Annotated in this window: 17 protein-coding genes; 6 read left to right on the top strand and 11 right to left on the bottom strand. The window is 48.0% G+C overall.

What is annotated here, in order from left to right; all coding sequences use genetic code 11:
- Positions 1–23: 23 nt before the first annotated feature.
- The 3 genes from NSQ20_RS03660 to NSQ20_RS03650 are packed head-to-tail and all read right to left on the bottom strand — an operon-like array spanning position 24 to position 2,657.
- On the bottom strand, positions 24–809 hold the full coding sequence (locus NSQ20_RS03660; RefSeq protein ID WP_036614076.1) for an ABC-2 family transporter protein: 786 nt from the start codon (positions 807–809) through the stop codon (positions 24–26).
- Positions 810–814: 5 nt separating this feature from the next.
- On the bottom strand, positions 815–1,609 hold the full coding sequence (locus NSQ20_RS03655) for an ABC-2 family transporter protein (RefSeq protein WP_036614077.1): 795 nt from the start codon (positions 1,607–1,609) through the stop codon (positions 815–817).
- A gap of 1 nt (position 1,610) precedes the next feature.
- A complete protein-coding gene (locus tag NSQ20_RS03650; protein WP_036614079.1) occupies positions 1,611–2,657 on the bottom strand; it encodes an ABC transporter ATP-binding protein in 1,047 nt (348 codons plus the stop codon).
- 212 nt (positions 2,658–2,869) lie between these two features.
- On the opposite strand from NSQ20_RS03650, the gene NSQ20_RS03645 reads away from it, so the two are divergent.
- Positions 2,870–3,913 (top strand): LCP family protein, encoded by a 1,044-nt coding sequence (locus tag NSQ20_RS03645; RefSeq protein ID WP_047841428.1) that lies wholly within the window; start codon positions 2,870–2,872, stop codon positions 3,911–3,913.
- A 131-nt stretch (positions 3,914–4,044) separates the two neighbouring features.
- Entirely contained in the window at positions 4,045–5,364 is a 1,320-nt protein-coding gene (locus NSQ20_RS03640; RefSeq protein WP_036668212.1) for a glutamate-1-semialdehyde 2,1-aminomutase, read from the top strand.
- A 139-nt stretch (positions 5,365–5,503) separates the two neighbouring features.
- Here NSQ20_RS03640 and NSQ20_RS03635 read toward each other — a convergent pair whose 3' ends face one another.
- Entirely contained in the window at positions 5,504–6,898 is a 1,395-nt protein-coding gene (locus NSQ20_RS03635) for a PLP-dependent aminotransferase family protein (protein ID WP_340031841.1), read from the bottom strand.
- A 159-nt stretch (positions 6,899–7,057) separates the two neighbouring features.
- Here NSQ20_RS03635 and NSQ20_RS03630 point away from each other — a divergent pair, with 159 nt between their 5' ends.
- From NSQ20_RS03630 to NSQ20_RS03615, 4 genes are all read left to right on the top strand, one after another.
- Positions 7,058–7,993, top strand: a complete 936-nt coding sequence (locus tag NSQ20_RS03630) for a DMT family transporter (protein WP_340031840.1) — start codon at positions 7,058–7,060, stop codon at positions 7,991–7,993.
- A gap of 220 nt (positions 7,994–8,213) precedes the next feature.
- Positions 8,214–9,320 (top strand): endospore germination permease, encoded by a 1,107-nt coding sequence (locus NSQ20_RS03625; RefSeq protein WP_340031839.1) that lies wholly within the window; start codon positions 8,214–8,216, stop codon positions 9,318–9,320.
- Entirely contained in the window at positions 9,301–10,770 is a 1,470-nt protein-coding gene (locus tag NSQ20_RS03620; RefSeq protein ID WP_340027647.1) for a spore germination protein, read from the top strand. The genes NSQ20_RS03625 and NSQ20_RS03620 overlap by 20 nt, the downstream gene beginning before the upstream one ends.
- Positions 10,767–11,924: a Ger(x)C family spore germination protein gene (locus NSQ20_RS03615; protein WP_340031838.1), complete on the top strand. Its 1,158-nt coding sequence runs from the start codon at positions 10,767–10,769 to the stop codon at positions 11,922–11,924. Before NSQ20_RS03620 ends, NSQ20_RS03615 begins: the two co-directional genes overlap by 4 nt.
- A gap of 87 nt (positions 11,925–12,011) precedes the next feature.
- Here NSQ20_RS03615 and NSQ20_RS03610 read toward each other — a convergent pair whose 3' ends face one another.
- From NSQ20_RS03610 to NSQ20_RS03580, 7 genes are all read right to left on the bottom strand, one after another.
- Positions 12,012–12,428: a sensory rhodopsin transducer gene (locus NSQ20_RS03610; RefSeq protein WP_315370613.1), complete on the bottom strand. Its 417-nt coding sequence runs from the start codon at positions 12,426–12,428 to the stop codon at positions 12,012–12,014.
- A gap of 907 nt (positions 12,429–13,335) precedes the next feature.
- Complete coding sequence (locus NSQ20_RS03605) at positions 13,336–14,577, bottom strand: rhamnogalacturonan acetylesterase (protein ID WP_340031837.1); 1,242 nt, start codon at positions 14,575–14,577, stop codon at positions 13,336–13,338.
- A gap of 72 nt (positions 14,578–14,649) precedes the next feature.
- A complete protein-coding gene (locus NSQ20_RS03600) occupies positions 14,650–15,489 on the bottom strand; it encodes a carbohydrate ABC transporter permease (RefSeq protein ID WP_017690747.1) in 840 nt (279 codons plus the stop codon).
- Positions 15,490–15,491: 2 nt separating this feature from the next.
- Positions 15,492–16,394, bottom strand: a complete 903-nt coding sequence (locus tag NSQ20_RS03595; protein ID WP_340031836.1) for a sugar ABC transporter permease — start codon at positions 16,392–16,394, stop codon at positions 15,492–15,494.
- A gap of 139 nt (positions 16,395–16,533) precedes the next feature.
- Positions 16,534–17,817 (bottom strand): sugar ABC transporter substrate-binding protein, encoded by a 1,284-nt coding sequence (locus tag NSQ20_RS03590; protein ID WP_076254936.1) that lies wholly within the window; start codon positions 17,815–17,817, stop codon positions 16,534–16,536.
- Between the two features lie 222 nt (positions 17,818–18,039).
- Complete coding sequence (locus NSQ20_RS03585; protein WP_340031835.1) at positions 18,040–19,593, bottom strand: response regulator transcription factor; 1,554 nt, start codon at positions 19,591–19,593, stop codon at positions 18,040–18,042.
- Complete coding sequence (locus NSQ20_RS03580) at positions 19,568–21,355, bottom strand: histidine kinase (protein WP_076254942.1); 1,788 nt, start codon at positions 21,353–21,355, stop codon at positions 19,568–19,570. Before NSQ20_RS03580 ends, NSQ20_RS03585 begins: the two co-directional genes overlap by 26 nt.
- Positions 21,356–21,423: the final 68 nt, after the last annotated feature.

The following is a 21,423-nucleotide window of genomic DNA, read 5'->3' as shown; positions in this document are numbered from 1 at the left end:
CCATGAAATGCTATAGGGCGTTATTATGAACCTGCTCCGCGATACCGCTTCACGCCAAAATTCCACAACAGCAAGCCCATCGAGCCAAACACCAATCCCATCACAGGTGTAAGCAGCGCCATGCGATGCATCTCGGACCTCTCCAGGAACAACGCTGCGGGATAGATCCCCACAAAGGCAAACGGAATGATCCAGGTTAACAGCACCTGAATAGCACGGTTATAGATCGTTACCGGGTAGCGTCCATATCCTTGAATGTTATACATCAACGGCAGGATACCTGTTGGCGCGTCCGAATAAAAGGACAACGAAGTCAGGGTGGTATAGATGCCGGCATAGATCATGACTGAGCTGAGTGCCAAAATAATTAAGGCAGGGATATGCCACCACTCCAGCATCAGACCCATCTCTGCTCCGCTGAAGATCATGATGATCAAGCCGATAAACGAGCCCACGAGTGCAGGCGGGTCCACATTTTCAAGCAATATCTGGAACAGGTTATGTGCTGGACGTGTCAGGATCCGATCCATCTCACCTTTGACGATGTACCGCTCACTGAATCCCCACAGATTGATAAAACAACTGAAGATGCCATAGGGCACCATAAAATATCCATAAACAAAGAGCACTTCACTCTCACTCCAGCCGCCCAAGTTATCCGTGTGGCGGAACACCACAAAGATAAAGATCAGGTTGGTTGCCTGGAACAGCAGATCCGATAGGATCTCCACCCAGAAATCAGCACGGTACGTGAGTCGTGTTTTCATGTAATTTTTCAAATATTCCCAGATCAGACCCATATAGTACATATCTGTTATCCCCCTTGCACGAACAGACGCTTGCGCGCCTTACGCCAGATCAATACCATCGGAAGCAGCAGTACGGCAAACCAGAACACCTGAATACCGAGTACACTCCAGATGGCGGTACCTTCCACTCTTCCAGTGAACACAGAACCGGGCAGATACGTAATGGCCTGAAAAGGCAATACTTTCATCACCGCAGACATCCAGCCTGGATACAGGCTGATCGGGATGATTAGACCGGAGAACAAATCAACCACAACGCGTTTCATACGCATCATGCCTTCATTGTTTTCCACAAAGAATGCCGCCAGTCCCGTTATCACATTAATCTGGGAATTAATGAGGAAACTGAAGAACAGCATGACGAGAAAGCCAATCCACGCCGATGGCGCCGTAGGCAATTCAACCGGGAACAGCAGAATGGCAATGAGCATCCCCGGAATCATGAGCAGCAGGAAGCGGAAAATACCTTCGCCAAGACCCTGCATCATTTTGACCATAACGTAATTGATCGGCCTGATGAATTGAATCGCAATGGAGCCATCCCGTATATCTGCGGCAATCTCCCGGTCCAGGTTGTTAAAGTAAAAGGCACGTGCCATCCAGGATACAGCAATGTAAGTGGTCATCTGCGCTGCCGTGAAGCCGCCGAGTTCACCACTGCTACCGTAAATAGCTTGCCAGGTAAAGTAATACACGCCGATATTCAGCGTATATATCAAAATGCCGGAGTAATAATTCACCCGGTATGCCAGCATCGTTAGAAAACGGATGCGCATAAAATCAATAAATGCACTATTCATCTCAGGATACACCCACCGCTTCTTTCCCTGCTCCCACAATCTCGGGACGCTCGGCGGAACCGGATTGGTAAATACTGCGCACAATCTCATCCGTGTTAATCTCGATAATCTGAATATCGGTAATATCAGCTTGTCCAACGACACGTCCGAGTACATCCGAAACGTTCAGTTCCAGCGGAATCCATACGGATGCGGACAATTCATTCTCAACCGTCCAACGTACAGGCAACGCAGCAGTCCATTCCTGCATCTGACTGATGTTGTGAGCTGAACCAAATTTGAAACGGATCTCCCGCTCCTTACCCCACTGGGACTTGAGATGATCCAGACCTCCATCATAAATGATGTTGCCTGCATCAAGCATGATGACCCGGGAACACAGTGCCTCAATGTCCTGCAAATCGTGGGTTGTGAGCAGAATGGTCGTTCCATGCTCCTTGTTCATGTCTTTCAAGAAATCCCGAATTTCCGACTTCACCACAATATCCAAACCAATAGTTGGCTCGTCCAGAAAAACAATACTCGGGTTATGCAATAATGCTGCAACTAACTCACAGCGCATGCGCTGACCGAGACTGAGCTTCCGTACCGGACGGCTTAGCAGGTCCTGAAGCTGCAACCGCTCAACCAGTTCATCCAGCCGTTTGCGGAAATCGACCTCTCCGACACGATATACTTTGCGCAATAAATGGAAGGATTCGATAACACCAATATCCCACCACAATTGACTGCGCTGACCAAAAACAACACCAATATTCTGTACAAACTTCTCCCGTTCCTGATACGGAACATATCCACCAACCGATATTTGCCCTGAAGTAGGCACCAAAATGCCGGTCAACATCTTGATCGTTGTTGATTTACCGGCACCGTTCTCCCCAATATATCCGCATATTTCGCCCTGCGGAATCTGAAACGAAATATCATTTACAGCCAATACCTCTTGGTATTGACGTGCAAACAGGTCCTGGAACGCGCCCTTCAGCCCACCTCGGCTTTTCTGGACGCTAAACGACTTGCGCAAATCTTTGACATCAATCGCCAGCATGATTATACCTCACTTGGATTTTGTTGAAATTGCTTGTAGCCCAAAAAGAAATTATAATGGTATCAGTCAAAATTCAGCAAGCTTTAAAATAGTATGGAGCCGCGTCCTGCCCTTATGTTGGGAAAAGATGTGTACGGAAAGCTCCGACTAGATCTTACTTGAATACTCGAACTCGTTTTTTTATTTCATCTCAAATACAAAGGAGAGCTAGCATGACCAGAAAGACGAAGAGAACCATATGGATTTCTCTTGCCGCCTTCGTGTTAATTATTGGAGGAGCAGCGGCATATTATTTCGGTTCTATTCTCAATCAGTTGGACGGTTTGGCAAAGGACGGCGACGATTCACCATTTGCAGGCATCGAAAATGTGGAGAAAGTAAATACTCCTGATCCACCCAAATGGGAAGGCACAGAAACGGTAAATATTCTCGTTATGGGTGTCGATGCACGTGGATTGAAAAAAGGTGAAGTTCCTCGCTCCGACAGCATGATGGTTGTATCGCTCGACCCACTGACCAAAAAAATCAATCTGTTCTCCATTCTGCGCGACACTTACGTCAATATTGACGGATATGGCAAGGAGCGGATCAACACCGCTATCACCCATGGCCCTAATGCAGCGATGCAAGCTGCCGGCGACCTGCTCGGCATTCCTGTACAGTATTATGTGTATACGGATTTCCAGGGATTCATCAAATTGGTGGATGCCGTTGGCGGTGTTGATTTTGATGTGGAGAAAGACATGCACTATACAAGTAAAGCAGACAATAACGAATACGATATTGATCTCAAAAAAGGATATCAGCATCTGGATGGCGAGACAGCGCTCATGTACGTTCGTTTCCGTCATGATGCGATGTCGGATTTCGCTCGGTCCGAACGTCAGCGTGAATTGCTGAAAGCTGTAACAGCGAAAATGCAGTCAACAACTACCATTGCCAAACTGCCTGCCATTCTGGAACAGGTTAATCCTTACGTAGATACAAATCTCACGCTTTCCGATATGTGGAAGCTGGGTGGACTCGGATACCAGAGCAGCATGAACGGCAGTGAGCAGATTCCGCCAATGAACCTGCTGAAAGAAGAACGTACAGCAGGCGGTGCGCAAGTATTGACGGTTACCAATGAAGAGAAATTGAAGCAGCATATTCAGGATATTATTCACCCGCCTGCTACAACGGATGATAGTACAACCAGCACCGAAGATAAAACAGCCAGTGGTGACGATCAGAAGTCAGAGCAACCGGCTCAGTAATCTAAACATGCAGAGGGCAGCCATTACGCTGCCCTCTCGTTGTGCCCGGCTATACTATTATGAGAAAATCATCATATCTTTCTGTGGTTTGTTTCTTTATCATATTTTGCATTACGAAAGGAAGTTATCTTATGAATACATCACGTTCCCGTTCCGAACTTCTATACGCAGAAGCACTTGAACATATTGTAGGAGGTGTTAACAGCCCATCACGCTCGTTCAAAGCCGTTGGTGGCGGTGCACCTGTATTTATGAAAAAAGCCCAAGGGGCCCACTTCTGGGATGTCGATGACAACCGTTATATTGATTATCTGGCCGCTTACGGTCCGATTGTTACAGGACATGCCCACCCGCATATTACGCAGGCCATTACGGAAGCAGCAGCAAATGGCGTGCTGTACGGTACCCCAACAGAGCTTGAGATCAAGCTCGCCAAAATGCTGAAGGAAGCTATTCCTTCCATGGATAAAGTGCGTTTTGTAAACTCCGGTACGGAAGCAGTCATGACCACGATTCGGGTAGCTCGTGCCTACACCAAACGTAACAAGATCGTAAAATTCGCCGGATGTTACCACGGTCACTCAGATCTGGTGCTTGTGGCTGCCGGTTCTGGCCCTTCTACGCTGGGTATCCCGGACAGTGCGGGAGTTCCAGCCAGTATTGCACAAGAAGTCATTACTGTGCCCTACAATGATCTGGAAGCACTGAAGGATGCTTTGGAGCGCTGGGGTGATGATGTTGCCGCGGTCATGGTTGAGCCGATCGTTGGGAACTTCGGTATGGTTATGCCGGAGCCTGGCTTCCTGGAAGGCCTCTGTGCCATGACACGTGCTAACGGCTCACTGGTTATCTACGACGAGGTCATTACGGCTTTCCGTTTCCATTACGGTTCTACTCAGACGTATGCCGGACTCGATAATCATGCTGAGATTGAACCCGATCTGACGGCTCTTGGTAAAATTATTGGTGGCGGCCTGCCAATCGGTGCTTACGGCGGACGCAAACATGTTATGGAGCAGGTTGCTCCACTCGGACCGGCATATCAGGCGGGAACGATGGCTGGTAACCCTGCATCCATCTCGGCTGGTATCGCATGTCTGGAGGTCCTGCAAGGGGCGGGTGTATACGAAGAAATGGAACGCCTTGCTATCGATCTGACGGCAGGTCTGCAAGCTTCTGCTGACCGTCATGGGATTGCACTGACGATCAACCGGATCCGCGGTGCGTTCTCCACCCATTTCTGTGACCATCCGGTTACGAACTACGATCATGCTCAAGACACGGATGGAGAGCTGTTTGCTTCCTTCTTCCGTCACATGTTGGACCGTGGTATTAACCTGGCTCCATCCAAATATGAGGCCTGGTTCCTGACCACGGCTCATACAGACGAGGATGTTCAGGCTACATTGGAAGCCGCAGAAGCTTCCTTCAAGGCGATGGCTCAGGAATAAATTAGATATTTCCATTCACAATGTAGCGTACAAGCTGCATCGTTGATAGATAGCAACTCAATGAGAAGGCGTCCAACAAGTGATCAACTTGTGTGGACGCCTTTTGTTATTTACGGGGACAACATTCCGATTTTTCAATTTATTTCTGCCTGATCTGAAGTTTCAAAATTTCCTCACGGATCTTCTGCATCCCTTCCTCGATTCGCTGCTTCGGCACATTGGAGATGTTCAAGCGCAACATCTGATCCTTATGCGCCTGATATGTTCCCTCCGGATGATACCGTTCTGTCGTATCAACGATGACTCCGCGCTTTTGGAGCCGGGACAACAGAACACGAAGCGGCACATCACCCGCCAAAGGTAATACGGTATGCTCCCCTCCTGTTCGAGGAGCGTCCATAAATGGAGCAAAGTCTGGATATGTGTCCAATTGCTCATGCACCGTGTGCATCCGGGCAGCATAGCGGTTACGAATCACTTTCCTGTGATGAGCAAACATTCCGCTGTGGACATAGATCTCCAGAGCAGCTTGAGACAGAACAGAAGTGTCGATATCGAGCATTTTTTTGTAAGCCCCAAAAGATTGAATTAGTGGTGAGGGCAGAACAGCTACACCAATGCGCAGACCTGGAAACAAAATTTTGGAGTAACTCTTCAGATAGATGACTCGGCCTCCGGTATCATAGGACCATAGCGGGTCCTGTTTCGTATTGTCCTCCAGATCAGCCAGATAATCGTCCTCCACCAGATAGACATCGTACCGCTGTGCAAGCCGGATTAGTTTCTTTTTCTCAGCAACAGTCAAAGATGTGCCAATCGGATTGTGAAAGCGCGGCATGACATAGAAAAACTTGATATCTTCCTCAGCGAACTGACGTTCAAGTGATGCCCAATCCAGCCCGTCCAGAGCACGTCTCACACCGGCAATCGGCACATTTAATCCACTCAGTAGGGAGGGCATATTATGATAGGTCGGTAGTTCAAGCAGTACTTTTCTCTTTCCATTGGGGAAAGGCATCAATGCAAGTACAGCCAGTGCCTGTTGCACACCTGACGTGATAAAAAACTGCTCCGTTCTCGCAAACACCTGATAATCCGCAAACTGCTTCTGCAACAGCAGAATAAGCGAAGGTAATCCCTGATCCGTGCCATACATAAATAACTCTGCCTGCTTCTTCTCCATCGCCTGATCCACACAGTGACGAAAGTCTGCATAAGGGAACACCCTTGGATCGGGAGCAGCTGAAGCAAAGTCCAACGTTCCCTGCCAGTCCATGTCCTGAGCACCTGTCCCGTTCTGTACGGCATAATAACCGGATTGAGGTATGGCATACACCAAATGCCGCTGTTCCAGCCACTCATATGCACGAATAGCCGTGCTTACACTGCATTGATATTGTTCTGCTACAACTCGAACTGCTGGCAGTCGAATGCCCTTATCTGCCCACTGGCGACGATCCTGCTGCTGCATCTGTTCCTGAATCCATTGCTTTAACGCTTCGGCAATCACTTCGTATTTTCTCAATGCACCCATCCCTCTCCAACAACTGTACCGATACAGTTTAACCTTTTATCTATTGTAGCACGATGCACCTGGCAGTATATTGAATAAGGCCAGCACATGCCTCGAACCTGACATAATTCAGGATAATGAAAGATAAAGCGCTATGACTACTGTATTGGAGGAGCATTCATGAACACAACACACACTCGGGGATACGCCTATATCGCAGCTGTATTGTACGCAGCTATTATCGGTCTATCTTTTTTATTTGTTAAAATGACCGTCACTGTTGCACATCCCATTGATGTGCTTGCCCACCGATTCGCGCTGTCGCTGATCGTTGTCAGCATTCCTGTCATTTTTGGCTGGATCAAAATCCGACTGAGCCTTCGTGATCTGTGGCGCATCATTCCACTGGGGCTTTTATCTCCCGTCTTATTTTTTGCCTTTCAAGCCTTTGGACTTGTCTCTTCCAACTCATCGGAAGCGGGTATTATTCAGGCCATGGCCCCTGTATTCACACTCGTTCTCGCTTCAGTTTTCCTGAAAGAACGCACATCAACGATGCAGAAGCTATTCCTGCTTCTATCTGTTGCTGGAGTGGTCTTTATTTTCATGATGCAAGGAAGCGGCGTATCTATGAGTAACCTGAAGGGTATTGCATTATTGCTACTATCCACAGTCTGTTTTGCAGGGTATGGTGTGCTTGCAAGACCATTAACCCAGAAGTATAAACCAATGGAATTAACCTGGGTCACACTGATGGTTGGCTGTATTGTATTTAACGCCGCTTCCCTGATCCGACATGCGTCAAGCGGTTCCATGATGGACTATATCAAACCACTTGGAGATACATCCTATCTGGGTGCACTCGCTTATCTGGCAATTCTCTCCACCATGATCTCCACCCTGCTCGCGAGCTATGCCCTGACCCATCTGGAGGCTTCGCAAATGAGTGTATTCAGCAATCTGTCCACGCTCATCTCCATCGTAGGAGGTGCATGGATATTGCATGAACCAGTGGGTAGCCATCACTATATTGGTGCATTGTTGATTATCGCCGGTGTGCTAGGCACCAATATGAGCGGTCGCAAACATAGGCTGGTCAGTGGGATAAAAGCATGATTCCCCATATTGAGACAGCGCGGAAGTTGGTTCGCCGGTTCAACGAGTTATACGCTCCCATCCTCCCCAACCCCCGCATTTTGACTGGAGAGCGGCTCGGGAAACGATCTTAGAGGTAAAAGAAGCCATGGGTATTCGTTATTTCGTCTGACGGTATGAAGCGCTCCAATCACGTTAACACTGCTGAGGACAGTCTATTGGGAAAAGGAGACCCCTCAGCATGAAACGAACACAGCCTTCTTTTTTACAAGCTATGATGTTGATCATGTTGTCCGTTGGCTTGATCAGCCATGTTCTGATTATTCCTGCCCTTTTAGCTGCGGCCAAAAGGGATTCTTGGATTTCCGTCCTGTTATCAGCAGGACCATTTCTGATATTTGCGCTAATGCTCGCCTATGTCTCTCGTTTCCTCCAGCATCAAACCCTGCATGAATGGTTAACATCCCGTCTCGGCAAGCCTATTGGCCTGTTCTTTCGAGTTGGTAACAGTCTCTTTTTTCTGAGCGCAATCTATTTCACCCTGCACGAAACCACGACTTGGGCCAAAACAAATTACCTGACAGAAACGCCAATATTGGTAACCAGTATTGCTTTGATGACTCTCTGTGCCTACGCTGCGTATAAAGGTATTCGTTCACTGGCATTTACGGCAGGATTGATCCTTCCACTGGTGGTACTGCTGGGCTTCTATGTTGCAATTGTGAACACTCAATATAAGGATTACAGTCGTCTACTGCCTATGTTAGAACATGGCTGGCATCCAGTGCTGAATGGCATGATTTACAGTCTTGCAGGCATGTTTGAACTGCTGTTCATCTGGTATATCCAGCCTCACCTCACCAAACGTATACGTGTATGGCAGTATCTGATGCTCGCACTCATTCTTGTGGGACTGACAGTCGGCCCACTCATCGGGGCGATTGTGGAATTTGATCCTTTTGAGGCTGCCAAAATGCGATATCCCGCCTTTGAAGAATGGCGAATCGCCTCCTTGGGCAAATACATCGCACAGACCGACTTCTTTTCCATCTACCAGTGGCTCGCAGGCTCGTTCACCCGGATTAGTCTCGCCATGTATATTGTAGTAGAAATATGGAATATTAAGAGCTCTACCAGAAGGCTTATCAGTTGTATCTCGTTAGGTGTCTTCTTTATTCTAACCATGTTGTATCCTCTGGATGATATGACCTTCGAAAAGCTTCTGGTCGAATACATATTTCCGTTCAATCTTGTGTATCTGAGCGGACTTGCGATTATCGCAACGACGGTTGCCTTTATCCATTCACGCCATCAGAGGAGGAAACATCATGGAGCATCAAGCGATTGACACCACGTCCCATGAGACACTGCTTGCCTCTTTGAAAGAGCAGTTCAATCCATGTGCAGATGTCGTTATTCAGACCTTTCCTGTCAAAGATGAATCTGATCAGCCCGTAATTCTGCTTTATTGCGACGGTCTCGTCGACGGTAAACAAATTAACCAATTTATTATTCCCCGTCTGGAACAGCACTCCCTGATCATTGAGGAATCACACCCTAAAGAACTGGGATTAACCTTGAATCCGCTGGATGACCTCACAGATACTAACAAGCTTAATATGTTGATATTTAGTGGACAACTAGTGATCATTTTCGGCAATGGTGTGCAGTCCTGCAGTGTGGATATTGCTGATATCCCGGGACGCAGTCCAGAAGAATCAGCTATTGAAACATCAGTTAAAGGCCCGCGCGATGGATTCACCGAAGAACTCACTACCAACGTGGCCCTTATACGCAAACGAATGAAAACATCTTCGATGTGTTATGAGAAATATGTCAAAGGCGGTCGTACCCAGACAGCCATTGGACTTCTATATGTAAAAGATATTATCAATCCAGACATTCTGAAAGAAGCTCGGCACAATCTGGATCAGATTGAGATTGATGGCATTCTGGGTACCTCAATCATGGAACGAGCTGTCATGGGAGGGATTCGGAGTATCTTTCCACTTACAGATAATACCGAGCGTCCTGATTTTGTCGTTGATTCCCTGTTAAACGGTCGTTTTGCCGTTCTCATTGAAGGTTCTCCTGTAGCGGTCATCGCACCAACTACACTTTTCAATCAATTGAAGTCTCCGGAGGACGAAAGTACACCCTTTTTTATCGTTACTTTTGAACGGATATTACGTATTTCAGGACTGCTGATCGCCTGTTTCTTTCCTGCCTTCTATATTGGCCTGACTAGCTTCAATGTGGAACAGATTCCCCTGCCTCTTCTGGCAACGATTGCTGGCACTCGAATGGGCCTGCCCATGCCGGTGACACTGGAAGCGTTCCTAATGATTTTTATGTTCGAGCTATTCAACGAAGCAGGGCGTAGATTACCACGTGCGTTGGGGCAAACGGTCAGCGTTGTCGGCGGGCTTATTATTGGAGATGCTGCCATTCGCGCCGGGATTACGTCCCCTACCATTATTGTCACGGTAGCGATCTCGGTCATCTCTAGTTATATTCTCGTGAACACTGTGCTAAGCGGGGCTACTGCCCATATCCGGATCGGGATGTTACTCATCTCTTCCATTCTTGGATTATTCGGTTTTATGATCGGACTTTTGGCCCTGTTGGTGCATCTCGTATCCTTGGAATGTTATGGCGTATCCTATCTGTCACCTGTATCTCCCTACATTCCCGGAGACTTCACTCAGGCCGTATCCATGCCACCTTCCATGAAAAGAACCAAGCGCCCAGAAGCACTTCATACACAGGATTCTACTCGCCGGAGGAAACGCCCGTGAAACGATGGGCATCCATAAGCGGCCTTCTTATAAGCTGCATGATCCTGTTAACGGGGTGCTGGGATTCCAAAGAGGTGCAAAGTATAAACTTCATTACGGCGATAGGAATTGATTATGTAGATAACCAGTATATTGCGTATGCCCAACTGATTGACTTCTCCAGTATTGCAAAACAGGAAACGCCAACTTCCCGGGAGACTAGGGATATCTGGACTGGACGGGGCGAGGGTACAACACTGAACATGGCTATTAACGACTTGTATGAAACGTCACAGCAGCTAACGCTCTGGACTCATGTTAAAGCTATTGTTTTATCCAAAAGAGTCTTGGATGGTCGACTGGAGGATATCTTTAATACACTTCTTCATTCAGGCCAATTGAGATATACACCCTGGATCTACGCTACAGAGCATAACATTCCGGATGTACTCTCTCCCTCTGCATTGTTGAACCAATCCGCCCAGACCATTGAATTATTTGAGCCCATGAGACTATACAAACAGCATTCTGGTTACGAACCTATCCGGCTCCATCAGCTTCTCGATGGATTACGGGAACCCGCTTCCGTCGTTCTTTTACCCTCGGTTTCAACGAGGAACGAGACTTGGTTCAACGGCGATAAAACGCCTCCCCTTGTTAAAATGGATGGATTTTATGTGATATCCAAAGGTACAAGTCAGGGTAGAGTTGCAGGAGCAGACGCAGATGGTACACGATACGTAAATTATGAGCGGGTACATCAGTACCCACTATATGTATATGGGAATAGTGGAAAAACTCCTGATTTAACCTTGTTGCTTCATCATCCCAAGACAAAAATCAAGGCGAAGAAGCAAGGTGATGGCATCACCTTTGATCTGGTTACCACGGTCAAAAGCGCCATCACCGAAGATCATGGGGCTCCTCGGTCTCCAGATGCCATGGAACAAGAAGCCGAGAAACAGATCGAATCCCAAATCCGAGATACGTTTGAAAAAACCAAGGAACGCAAGATCGATTCATATGGTCTTGTGGAACACTTATATCGCCACAACCTTTCCTTATGGAAACAGGAAGTCTATAACCGGGCGGATCCACTCCAACGTTTTAAACTTGGAAAAGTGGAGGTTCACGTGGATATCCTGAATGCGAGCACGTATAAATACAGTGAATAAAACGAAAAAATAGAAGCCCCTTACCTGCATTGGATGCAAGGTTACGGGGCTTCTTACCATCTCCAGCTATGCGGTCGATTGGGGAAGTTATCCTAATGGATACGCCATGACACTCATCAAAGCCAATTCAGGCTGGGTCGTGTCCAAACGACTGTACTGGACGATAACAGGGATATTGCTCGAAACCGTAATCGCATAAGGCACGCCCGGCGGAATAGACTGCTCCCCGGATCGTAGCGATGCAGTGCGAATGTGCTTCGTCCTTCTCGCTGGCACTTCGGCGACAATACCCTCGAGTGGTTCTCTGTCTTCAAAGTAAATCGTGATATGCAGATCCGCATCCGTGGCACTGGTGTTCAGTACACAGATGCTCTCATGACTCTCCAATGTGCCCCGGCTCTCCGGGGGAATGTAACCATCCGGAATGACCCAGTAGGTGTGACCTGTAGCTGCTGAAACATTCTTACTTGCAGATGTGCCTGATTCTGTCTGGTCAGGTGTCATTGAAATACATCCTCCTTTTTTTACGAGTGCAATATAGGTTAAAAATGCGTGGGCTCGCGGGGCAGCCGCTTTGGCGGACGGATCGGGCTGTGGGCCGCTGTTGGCTCGGGATTTCTTCGGCTCATTCGCGGGGGCAACTCTTAAAACCCGAGGGCTCGCGGGGCAGCCGCTTCGGCGGAAGGATCGGGCTACAGGCCGCTGTTGGCTCGGGATTTCTATTCATTTCCCCTCAGCAGGGGAAATCCCGCTCCAAAGGCGGACGCTTCGCTCCCTCTACCCGATTCCGCCCTTCTTCGCTGCTACGCTCGCCTGTTTTTTAAAAGTTTATTGCCTTCGCTCTTCGCTGGGCAACTTTTGCTGGCTCGTTACTTCGTTTAACTCGCTACAGCTTTTAAACCCTGAGTAGCTCGCGGGGCAGTCGCTTTGGCGGGCGGATCGGGCTACAGGCCGCTGTTGGCTCGGGATTTCTATTCATTCCCCCTCAGCAGGGGAAATTCCGCTCCAAAGGCGGACGCTTCGCTCCCTCTACCCGATTCCGCCCTTCTTCGCTGCTACGCTCGCCTGTTTTTTAAAAGTTTATTGCCTTCGCTCTTCGCTGGGCAACTTTTGCTGGCTCGTTACTTCGTTTAACTCGCTACAGCTTTTAAACCCTGAGTAGCTCGCGGGGCAGTCGCTTTGGCGGGCGGATCGGGCTACAGGCCGCTGTTGGCTCGGGATTTCTATTCATTCCCCCTCAGCAGGGGAAATTCCGCTCCAAAGGCGGACGCTTCGCTCCCTCTACCCGATTCCGCCCTCCTCCGCTGCTACGCTCGCCTGTTTTTTAAAAGTTTATTGCCTTCGCTATTCGCTGGGCAACTTTTGCTGGCTCGTTATTTAATTAACTCGCTTAATTATTAAGGGCATGAACCTACCGCAGATACATCTGTAGCGGTTGCAATTGCAACTCGCGGATGGCTTCTGCTACCTGCTGGGCAAGGCGACGGGCGCCTCGTTCCTGAAAATGCGTGTTATCCTCCACGCCTGATGGGAAGTTCACATACTCGCCTGGCAGTACCCACATAAAGTCATCCTTAGTGCCTTCAACACCCGCTTGCTCGAACAGAAGACGGCTGCGCTCAGCCAGATCGATCAGCGGAACATCTTCCTCTTCGGCCAACTCACGCACGGCGATGATATAATCGCCGTGGGTATCGGTCAATGTGCCATCATCCGCAAAATAGCGACGATGCACCGGGGTGATGAGCACTGGACGAGCCTTGGCTTCGCGTGCAGCATCGATATACTTTTTCAAATATTCCTTATATGTTGTGAATGGGTCCGTCCCACGTTCAGGGTCCGGCTTCTCATCGTTATGTCCAAATTGAATAAACAGAAAATCTTCAGGCTTGATTCGCTCCAGAATGGCGCTTAATCTGCCCTCATTAATAAAGCTGCGGGAACTTCGCCCTGACTGGGCGTGATTATCCACTGCCACATCATGTTTGAACTGTGCAGGCAACAGCTGGCCCCAACCACAATATGGATATCCACTTTCCGGCTGATCCGTTACGGTTGAATCCCCGGCAAGAAATACGGTCATGGTCTGATTCGCAAGAGTAATCTCCAAAGCATTAATTCTCGGTGCAGGACCGGAGAATGACAGACGAAGTCTGCCGCCGCGAACAACAACCGAGAACCTAACCTCTGCGTATTGTCCGGGAAGTGTGCGAATGGTTGGCAGTACAAGCCTGCCTTCACCAGCTTTCACGCGGGTCACTGTCTCAGCCAATTCATCCCCTGCAACAAGTAATACTTGGTAGGTTCCATCGGGAACATCCACGATGAACGATGCTTTGAGCGGAATACAGAAACCTGAACGCAATCGGGCAGACATGGTTGTCTGCCCCGGATTGTTATGATGTTGTTTCGAGGGATCCGACACATCGTAATCACGAATGCGTTGTTTCTCATACACCAGGGATCCTGCCTCGAATCCGTACCCTCCGCGTTCCTCATATGCGGTTGTTGCAGTTACTTTCAGATAATCCCCTGTCTCATCTGCTCTTCCCAAGTCCGGTCCAAAGTTAAACTTCCAGCTGGTCACGGACACTGCCTGGCCCTCTGCCGCTGCCTCCATGGCAACGGCCTGACTACCCTGAGCTTTATTCAAAAGCGATAACCTCCTTGGTTAACTTTCGTAAACGTTCATTCGGGCGAAGATACGAAGATACAGTAATCTGGCTTATCCTTTCAATCCGCTGGTGCTCATCCCTTGAACAATTTGTTTCTGGAAGATGAAGAACACAGCTACAACCGGAACCAGACTGACGATGGACATGGCGAACATTGCACCCCAGTTGGAAGCAGATTCGCTATCGAGGAACATTTTCAGCGCCATCGACACGGTGTATTTATCAGGTGAGTTCAGGTACAATACCGGACCGAGCAGATCCTCCCATCTCCAGTAGAAGGAGAAAATGGCTGCAGTCGCCAGAGAAGACTTGATCAGCGGCATAATAATCTGGATATACAGTCTGAATTTGTTACATCCATCGATGGTTGCAGCCTCATCCAGCTCCTTCGGAATCGTTCGAATGAACTGTACCATCAGGAAGATGAAAAACGGCATTCCGAAGAATGTAGGTACAACGATTGGCAAGATAGTATTCAGCCAGCCGAGCTTCGTGAAAATGATGTACTGAGGAACCAATACCACGTCATGTGGCAACATCAGTGTTAACATCATCAAGGAAAACCAGAACGTGCGTCCCTTGAAATTCAGTCTGGCAAAACCAAAAGCGATCAGCGATGACGATATCACAGCACCGATGGTAGATATCACTACGATTACAAGTGAGTTCGTGATGTAATCCATGAACGGTCTTCCCGCTGTGCCTTTCCAGCCATCTACATAGTTGCTCCAGATCCACTCCGCAGGAAACAGGGTATCCGCTGTGACGAATATCGTACGGCTTTCCTTGAATGAACTGAAGAGCATCCAAAGTACGGGATACAACATTAGGAGGGCAAGAGCTGCAACGAACAGGTGATAAATGGGCCATTTCACATTTCTCCAAACCATCGTTACTTCCCTCCTTCAGATTCGTAGAACACCCAGTACTTGGATGTCAGGAACACAGCTACCGTGAGTATACCGATCATGATCAGCATGATCCAAGCCATGGCCGAAGCATAACCCATGTTGTTAAACATAAATGCCTGACGGAACAGATATAGAGAGTACAGCATCGTACCGTCCATTGGACCACCTTCGCCTTTGGAGATTATATAGGCAGGTACAAACGTCATGAATGCTCCAATCGTCTGCATAATCATATTGAACAGGACGATCGGGCTAAGCAGTGGCAAGGTAATGCTGAAAAATTTTCGAATAGGATTCGCGCCATCCACACCTGCTGCCTCGTACATCTCAGTAGGGATATTTTTGAGACCAGCCAGGAAGATCAGCATAGACGAACCGAATTGCCACACAGACAGTGAGATAAGCATAACGAGAGACGCATTCGGGTCACCAAACCAGCTGATTGGCCCGACCCCGATTGCCGTTAGAGCACTGTTGATAACACCCTCATTACTGAAGAGGTTACGCCACATAATGGATACGGCCACACTACCACCGATTATGGATGGCAGGTAATACAGCGTCCGGTACGTTCCAATCATACGAGAGCCAGTGTTTAGGACCATCGCTACGAAGAGGGCAAAGATCAACCTTAACGGTACCCCAATGAATACATACAGAAACGTCACTTTGACCGAGTTCCAATATTTCGGGTCATCAAAAAACATTTTGGTGTAGTTATCAAGCCCAATCCACCGCGGAGAAGTGAATAAGTTATAACTCGTGAACGACATATATAAGGACACAAACATGGGGATGAGTGTGAAGCCCAGGAATCCAATAATAAACGGGCTTATGAACGCATATCCAGTTAAGTTTCTACGTAACGACGAATACTGCCTCAATGGAACGAACCTCCTTCATGGATCAGCTTGCTCCCTCATCCCGGCTTCGGTCATCTGGACGGGGAAAGGCCCTCGCATTTGCGAGTAGCCCCATTCCCGACCATCCCTGAAGTGGGACGAGCAAGCCATCATTCAACTGTTATTTATTGTTCGCAAGTACAGATTCGGCGTTCTTGCGGAATGTCTCTGCTGCTTGTTCAGGTGTAATTTTGCCAAAGTTCAATTCTTCAACCACATCTGCTAGGGAAGAGATTACTTCAGGTGAACCAACCGGTGGCGGAGAACTCATTGGTGAAGCCTTAGGCTCCATGGCTGCTACGAATTCAAAGACCTGTTTTGTTGCGTCACTCAGCTCAGGTGCGATAGCTTCTTTGATTGCTCCTGAAATTGGCACACCGCGCTCACCTTTGATCAGTTTGTTGGCTTCCACGTCATTCACCCAGAAATCAATGAATTTAGCCGCTTCTTCCTTCACTTTGGAGTTGGACGTCACACCCCAGTACATACTTGGCTGCATATATAGTCCTTTTTCCATATCTGGTCCTGGCATTGGAGCGATTTCGAGTTGACGGTTCGCTACCTGTTGTAAGGCTACGAACTGGTTGGACCATTGCCACACGCCAATTCCTTTTTCCTTCACGAGATCTGATTCCTCAATAATGCCTTTGGTTTGGTTGGCTACATCCGGCGTAGGTGCTGCACCTTGCTCGATCATGCGGCGCATAAGTCCGAAGAACTCCACAAACAATTGATCATCATCATAACCAAGACCTGTTCCTTCCGCATTGTAAAGCGACAATCCTTTGGTACGCAGGAAGTAGTGGAAGAAAATATCCGGAGCTATTCCTCCATCCAAATACAGACCTTTATCCGCGGTTTGTTTACCCAGTGCTTCGTACGATTCCCAAGTCATATTGTCAGGGATTGCATCCACTCCTGCTTTTTTAAGCAAAGCCGGATCATATTGGAAGCCCAAAACGTTAACACCGGCAGGTACACCGTATTGTTTACCGTTAATTACACCTGTGCTGATAACATTCTCGGACACATCGTCCACTTTGATCTGGTTGCCCAGATAAGGCGCTAGATCCTCAAGCTGACCATTCTGTGCATATTGGCTGATGTAGGAAATATCCATCTGAACGATGTCAGGCAACTGATTTGCCGCTGCTTGTGGTGCGAGCTTTTTCCAGTAGTCATCAAATGAAGCATATTCCACGTCGATTTTGACATTCGGGTTTTTCGATTTGTACAGGTCGATGACCTTCTGTGTATATTCATGCCTTGCATCCGAGCCCCACCAAGCGATCCGCAGGGTAACTGAGTCATCTCCAGATGCTCCTTCAGTTCCTCCACCTGAGCTACATGCCGCTGTAAACACGAGCAAAGCAGCCATCATCAGGAATATTGCCTTTTTCACCATGCCAATCTCCCCTTTTATGTTGATATGGTTGTGTGAACGAGTTATCCTTTTTATTTCTGATAACGCTTTCACAAACTTGTTAATGTCATTTTCGCAAATGTACGACCATAGTTGAATACACAAAACCGTCTTGTTGGTTCAAAAAACAGAGGAGGACAACAGTCCCCCTCTCGGCGCTGTTCGTCCTCCCCAGACATGAATCACATGATTGGTAGCTCATTGTTATATGCCGATCCTGCGGAATTCCGTAGGTGTCATCCCGGTCCACTTTTTGAACACCTGACTGAAATATTGTGAATTCCCGCCAAATCCGAACAATTCAGCAAGCTCAAATACTTTCACATCCCCGCCTCTGCGAATATGGTCACATGCGCGTTCAATGCGCAGGCGATTCACGTAATTGGAAAAATTCTCGCCTGTGACTTTTTTGAAAATCTTGCCCAGGTAATCCGGATTCATATAGAGCATCTGATGGGCGACTCCATTGAGCGAGAGATCCGCCTCTCCAAAATGACGATCCACGATATCCATCATCTTCTCCACGGCAGAAGACTGGCGACTGATATGGTTTTTGTAATAACCGGAAGTTAATCGGGCTGTACTGCTTGCAACAAAAGACTTCAAACCAGATAACGTATCGATATGCGGCAGTTCTGCCATACGCTGGGTGAATTCCGTTGCCTCCTCAGGTGGACAGACATGAACCATAGCTGAGTACAGTTGCACTACGTAAGAGCGAGTCACTTCAATTTCCAGCTGCTGACGTGATAATAGATCAAACAGACGATCCACCTCTACCGCCGTTTCCTCGGTATTACCCGATTTGATCAACTGACACAGTTGCTCCGCATCCTGCTCTACATGCACCCCGTCGCATTCTCCCGCCAGTACCAGATCATTCTTCGTAATCAGCTTGCCTTCACCGATAAAGAAGCGATGGTTCAGATACTGCAATGCCTCACGAAACAACCGCCGGGACTGAATCATTCGATCTGCTTCACTCAGCGCAGCGGTCACTTCCAATTTATATAGTCTGGTGAATGCTGCCCGAACCTCTTCAATACTTTCTTTCAGTCCGGCCGGATCAGCTGAATCCGCGAGCAGAATGAGGAGTTTGCCTTCAATGGTTGTGCTTAACAGGACATGTGGGAGCAGGTCACTGGCAATGTTTTTGATCGCAAATAAGTGGCTGTAATCATGTTCATCTACAATTCGGAACAGCAGTAACCGAACTGCGTTCTCTTCAAGCTCCAAATCAAACAGCTCCTGATAATACTCCAGATCAACCGGCCCATAGGTGCGGTTGGTCATGAACTCCAGCAGAAATTGCTCCTTCACATGTGGAAGGACTCGCTGCAATCGCTGTTTCATCTCACCTGCAACATGCTCCTTCACCTGGGCATCCTGATGTTCCTGCAACAGTTCAGTTAATGCATCATGGATCTGATTCTCGTTGCAGGGTTTGAGCAAATAATGCTTCACACCATATTGCATCGCTCTGCGGGCATATTCGAACTCCTTGTAGCCGGATAACATAATGAAACGTACTCCCGGGTATGCTTCAGATGCCTTCTCTATGAGTCCGAGACCATCCAGCCCTGGCATGGAAATATCCGTAATAATAATATCCGGTCTCGACTGCCCGATTTTGTCCAATGCTTCAATCCCGTTCCTCGCCGTACCCACCAATTCCGTTCCTGCCGCGGCCCAATCGACCACTTGGGAAATCCCCTCCAGAATGACACGTTCATCATCTACGAGCATCACTTTGTACATCGTCATCGTCCTCTCTGATCCAAGGTATGCTGATCGATACTACAGTTCCTGATCCGGGCTTGCTGCTCATCACCATTCCACCTTCATCGCCGAAGGTAAGTCTGATTCGTTCCTGGATGTTAGATAACCCAATGCCCTGTCCTCTTGTCTGAATACGTCCTTCGTGTAGTTGTTCCAGGAATTCCGGTGTCATCCCCGGACCGTCGTCCTCAACTTCAATAATCACCTTATCTCCCTCTGCTCTCGCCCGGATTCGAATCCGGCAGGGATCAATACTTGGTTCGAGTGCATAATGTATCGCGTTCTCCACCAACGGCTGTAATGTTAACTTCGGTATCCGTGCCGTTCCTACCTCCGGGGCAATTTCCATGTCGAAATCCAGTCTTTCCTCAAAACGCGTGCGCTGAATCGTCACGTAACTGCGGACAATGTCCAGCTCTCTTTCCAGCGTGATCCACTTCTCGGACATATTCACAGAGCTACGCAGCAGAAATCCGAGAGCCTCAACCATTTCCGAGATCTGTCGTTGCTTCTGTACTTTAGCCAGCCAGTTAATCGATTCCAGCGTGTTGTATAAAAAATGTGGATTAATCTGCGCCTGAAGCGCTTTCAACTCCGTCTCACGAATCACCAGTTGCTTCGCATAATTCTCATCAATCAATTCACGTATCCGTTGAAGCATCATCTTGAATGTGCGATGCAACAGTCCAACCTCATTCTGTGGAGATATCGGAACATTGCCAAGGGCTGCCTCCTCCAGCTTATCCAGATCACCTTTTTCGATATTACGCATCTTTTTGATCAACTGTGCAATCGGATGGGTAATACTGCGAGAGAATCTCGCTCCAATGATAAGCGCCGCCAGAAAGATCATAATGAAGATCACTGTGACCAACTGTTTGACAAACTGGATCTTTTTAAACATCTGGTCAAACGGGGTTGTGTACAAATAGGTCCAATCCGTATAGGAAGAATGAGCACGAGCTACAAAGTGTCTCCCCTGCTCCAACATGGCAATTCCATAGGGCTGGGTGCGCTTCAATTCAGACTCAATCTCAGCTTCACTGACCGACGATTCTGTTGGATAGATCACTTCTTTTCCATCCGTAATGAGTAATTGGGAGTCCTCAGCCGGTTCTTGCATCTGGTCCTGTACAATTCGGTCCAGCCGTACGCGGATGATCAGTGTGCCGAGGTCCTCCAATGTAAATGCTCCGCCAATAAAGGATTTCACCTGTCGGACCGACAAGAGTCGGGACTGTTTATCCCCACTGGTATGCCATGCATTGGAGCCCGAGTATTGCTGTCCCAGTGCAACCAGTTCCTTTTGCTTCGACTCCGAAATTCCCTCCCGATTGCCTGCGGCCATAACGTTATTATCATTATCGATAAATAGCATGGAATAGACGTATTTTTCAGAACCGGCATAAGCGACTAACCTGTTGGTAATTTTTTTACGCAATCCATTTTTCTCGTAACCCGTTTCGGCCTTTTTCAGTTGGAGCAGATATTGCTGAAGCGGCTCGTCCGACATCACCTTGAAGGAGAGATTAGAAATTTCACGAAGTTGATTCTCAATACCTACCGAAGACATATTGAGGACCTGCGAGGATTTCTCATAGATCTGGCGGTCATAGATACTGAACACATATCGGAGTACGGACGCATAAAACGTAAAGCTGATCAACATCAAAAGTCCGATGAGAAGAATCGTTTTGTGATGAATCGGCAGTGTTGTGAAAGCGTTCTTAATTTTGTTCATCCTAAGCGCTCCTTTGGCTTGCGAGGGGTGCCTGTCATACTATGCATTAGTGGTTTTATTGTAAGTTA

It is taken from the genome of Paenibacillus sp. FSL K6-1122, from assembly GCF_037977015.1.
GTDB classification, from domain to species: domain Bacteria; phylum Bacillota; class Bacilli; order Paenibacillales; family Paenibacillaceae; genus Paenibacillus; species Paenibacillus amylolyticus.
The sequence above is the reverse complement of the archived record's forward strand: the minus strand, read 5'-3'. Positions and strand labels throughout refer to the sequence as shown.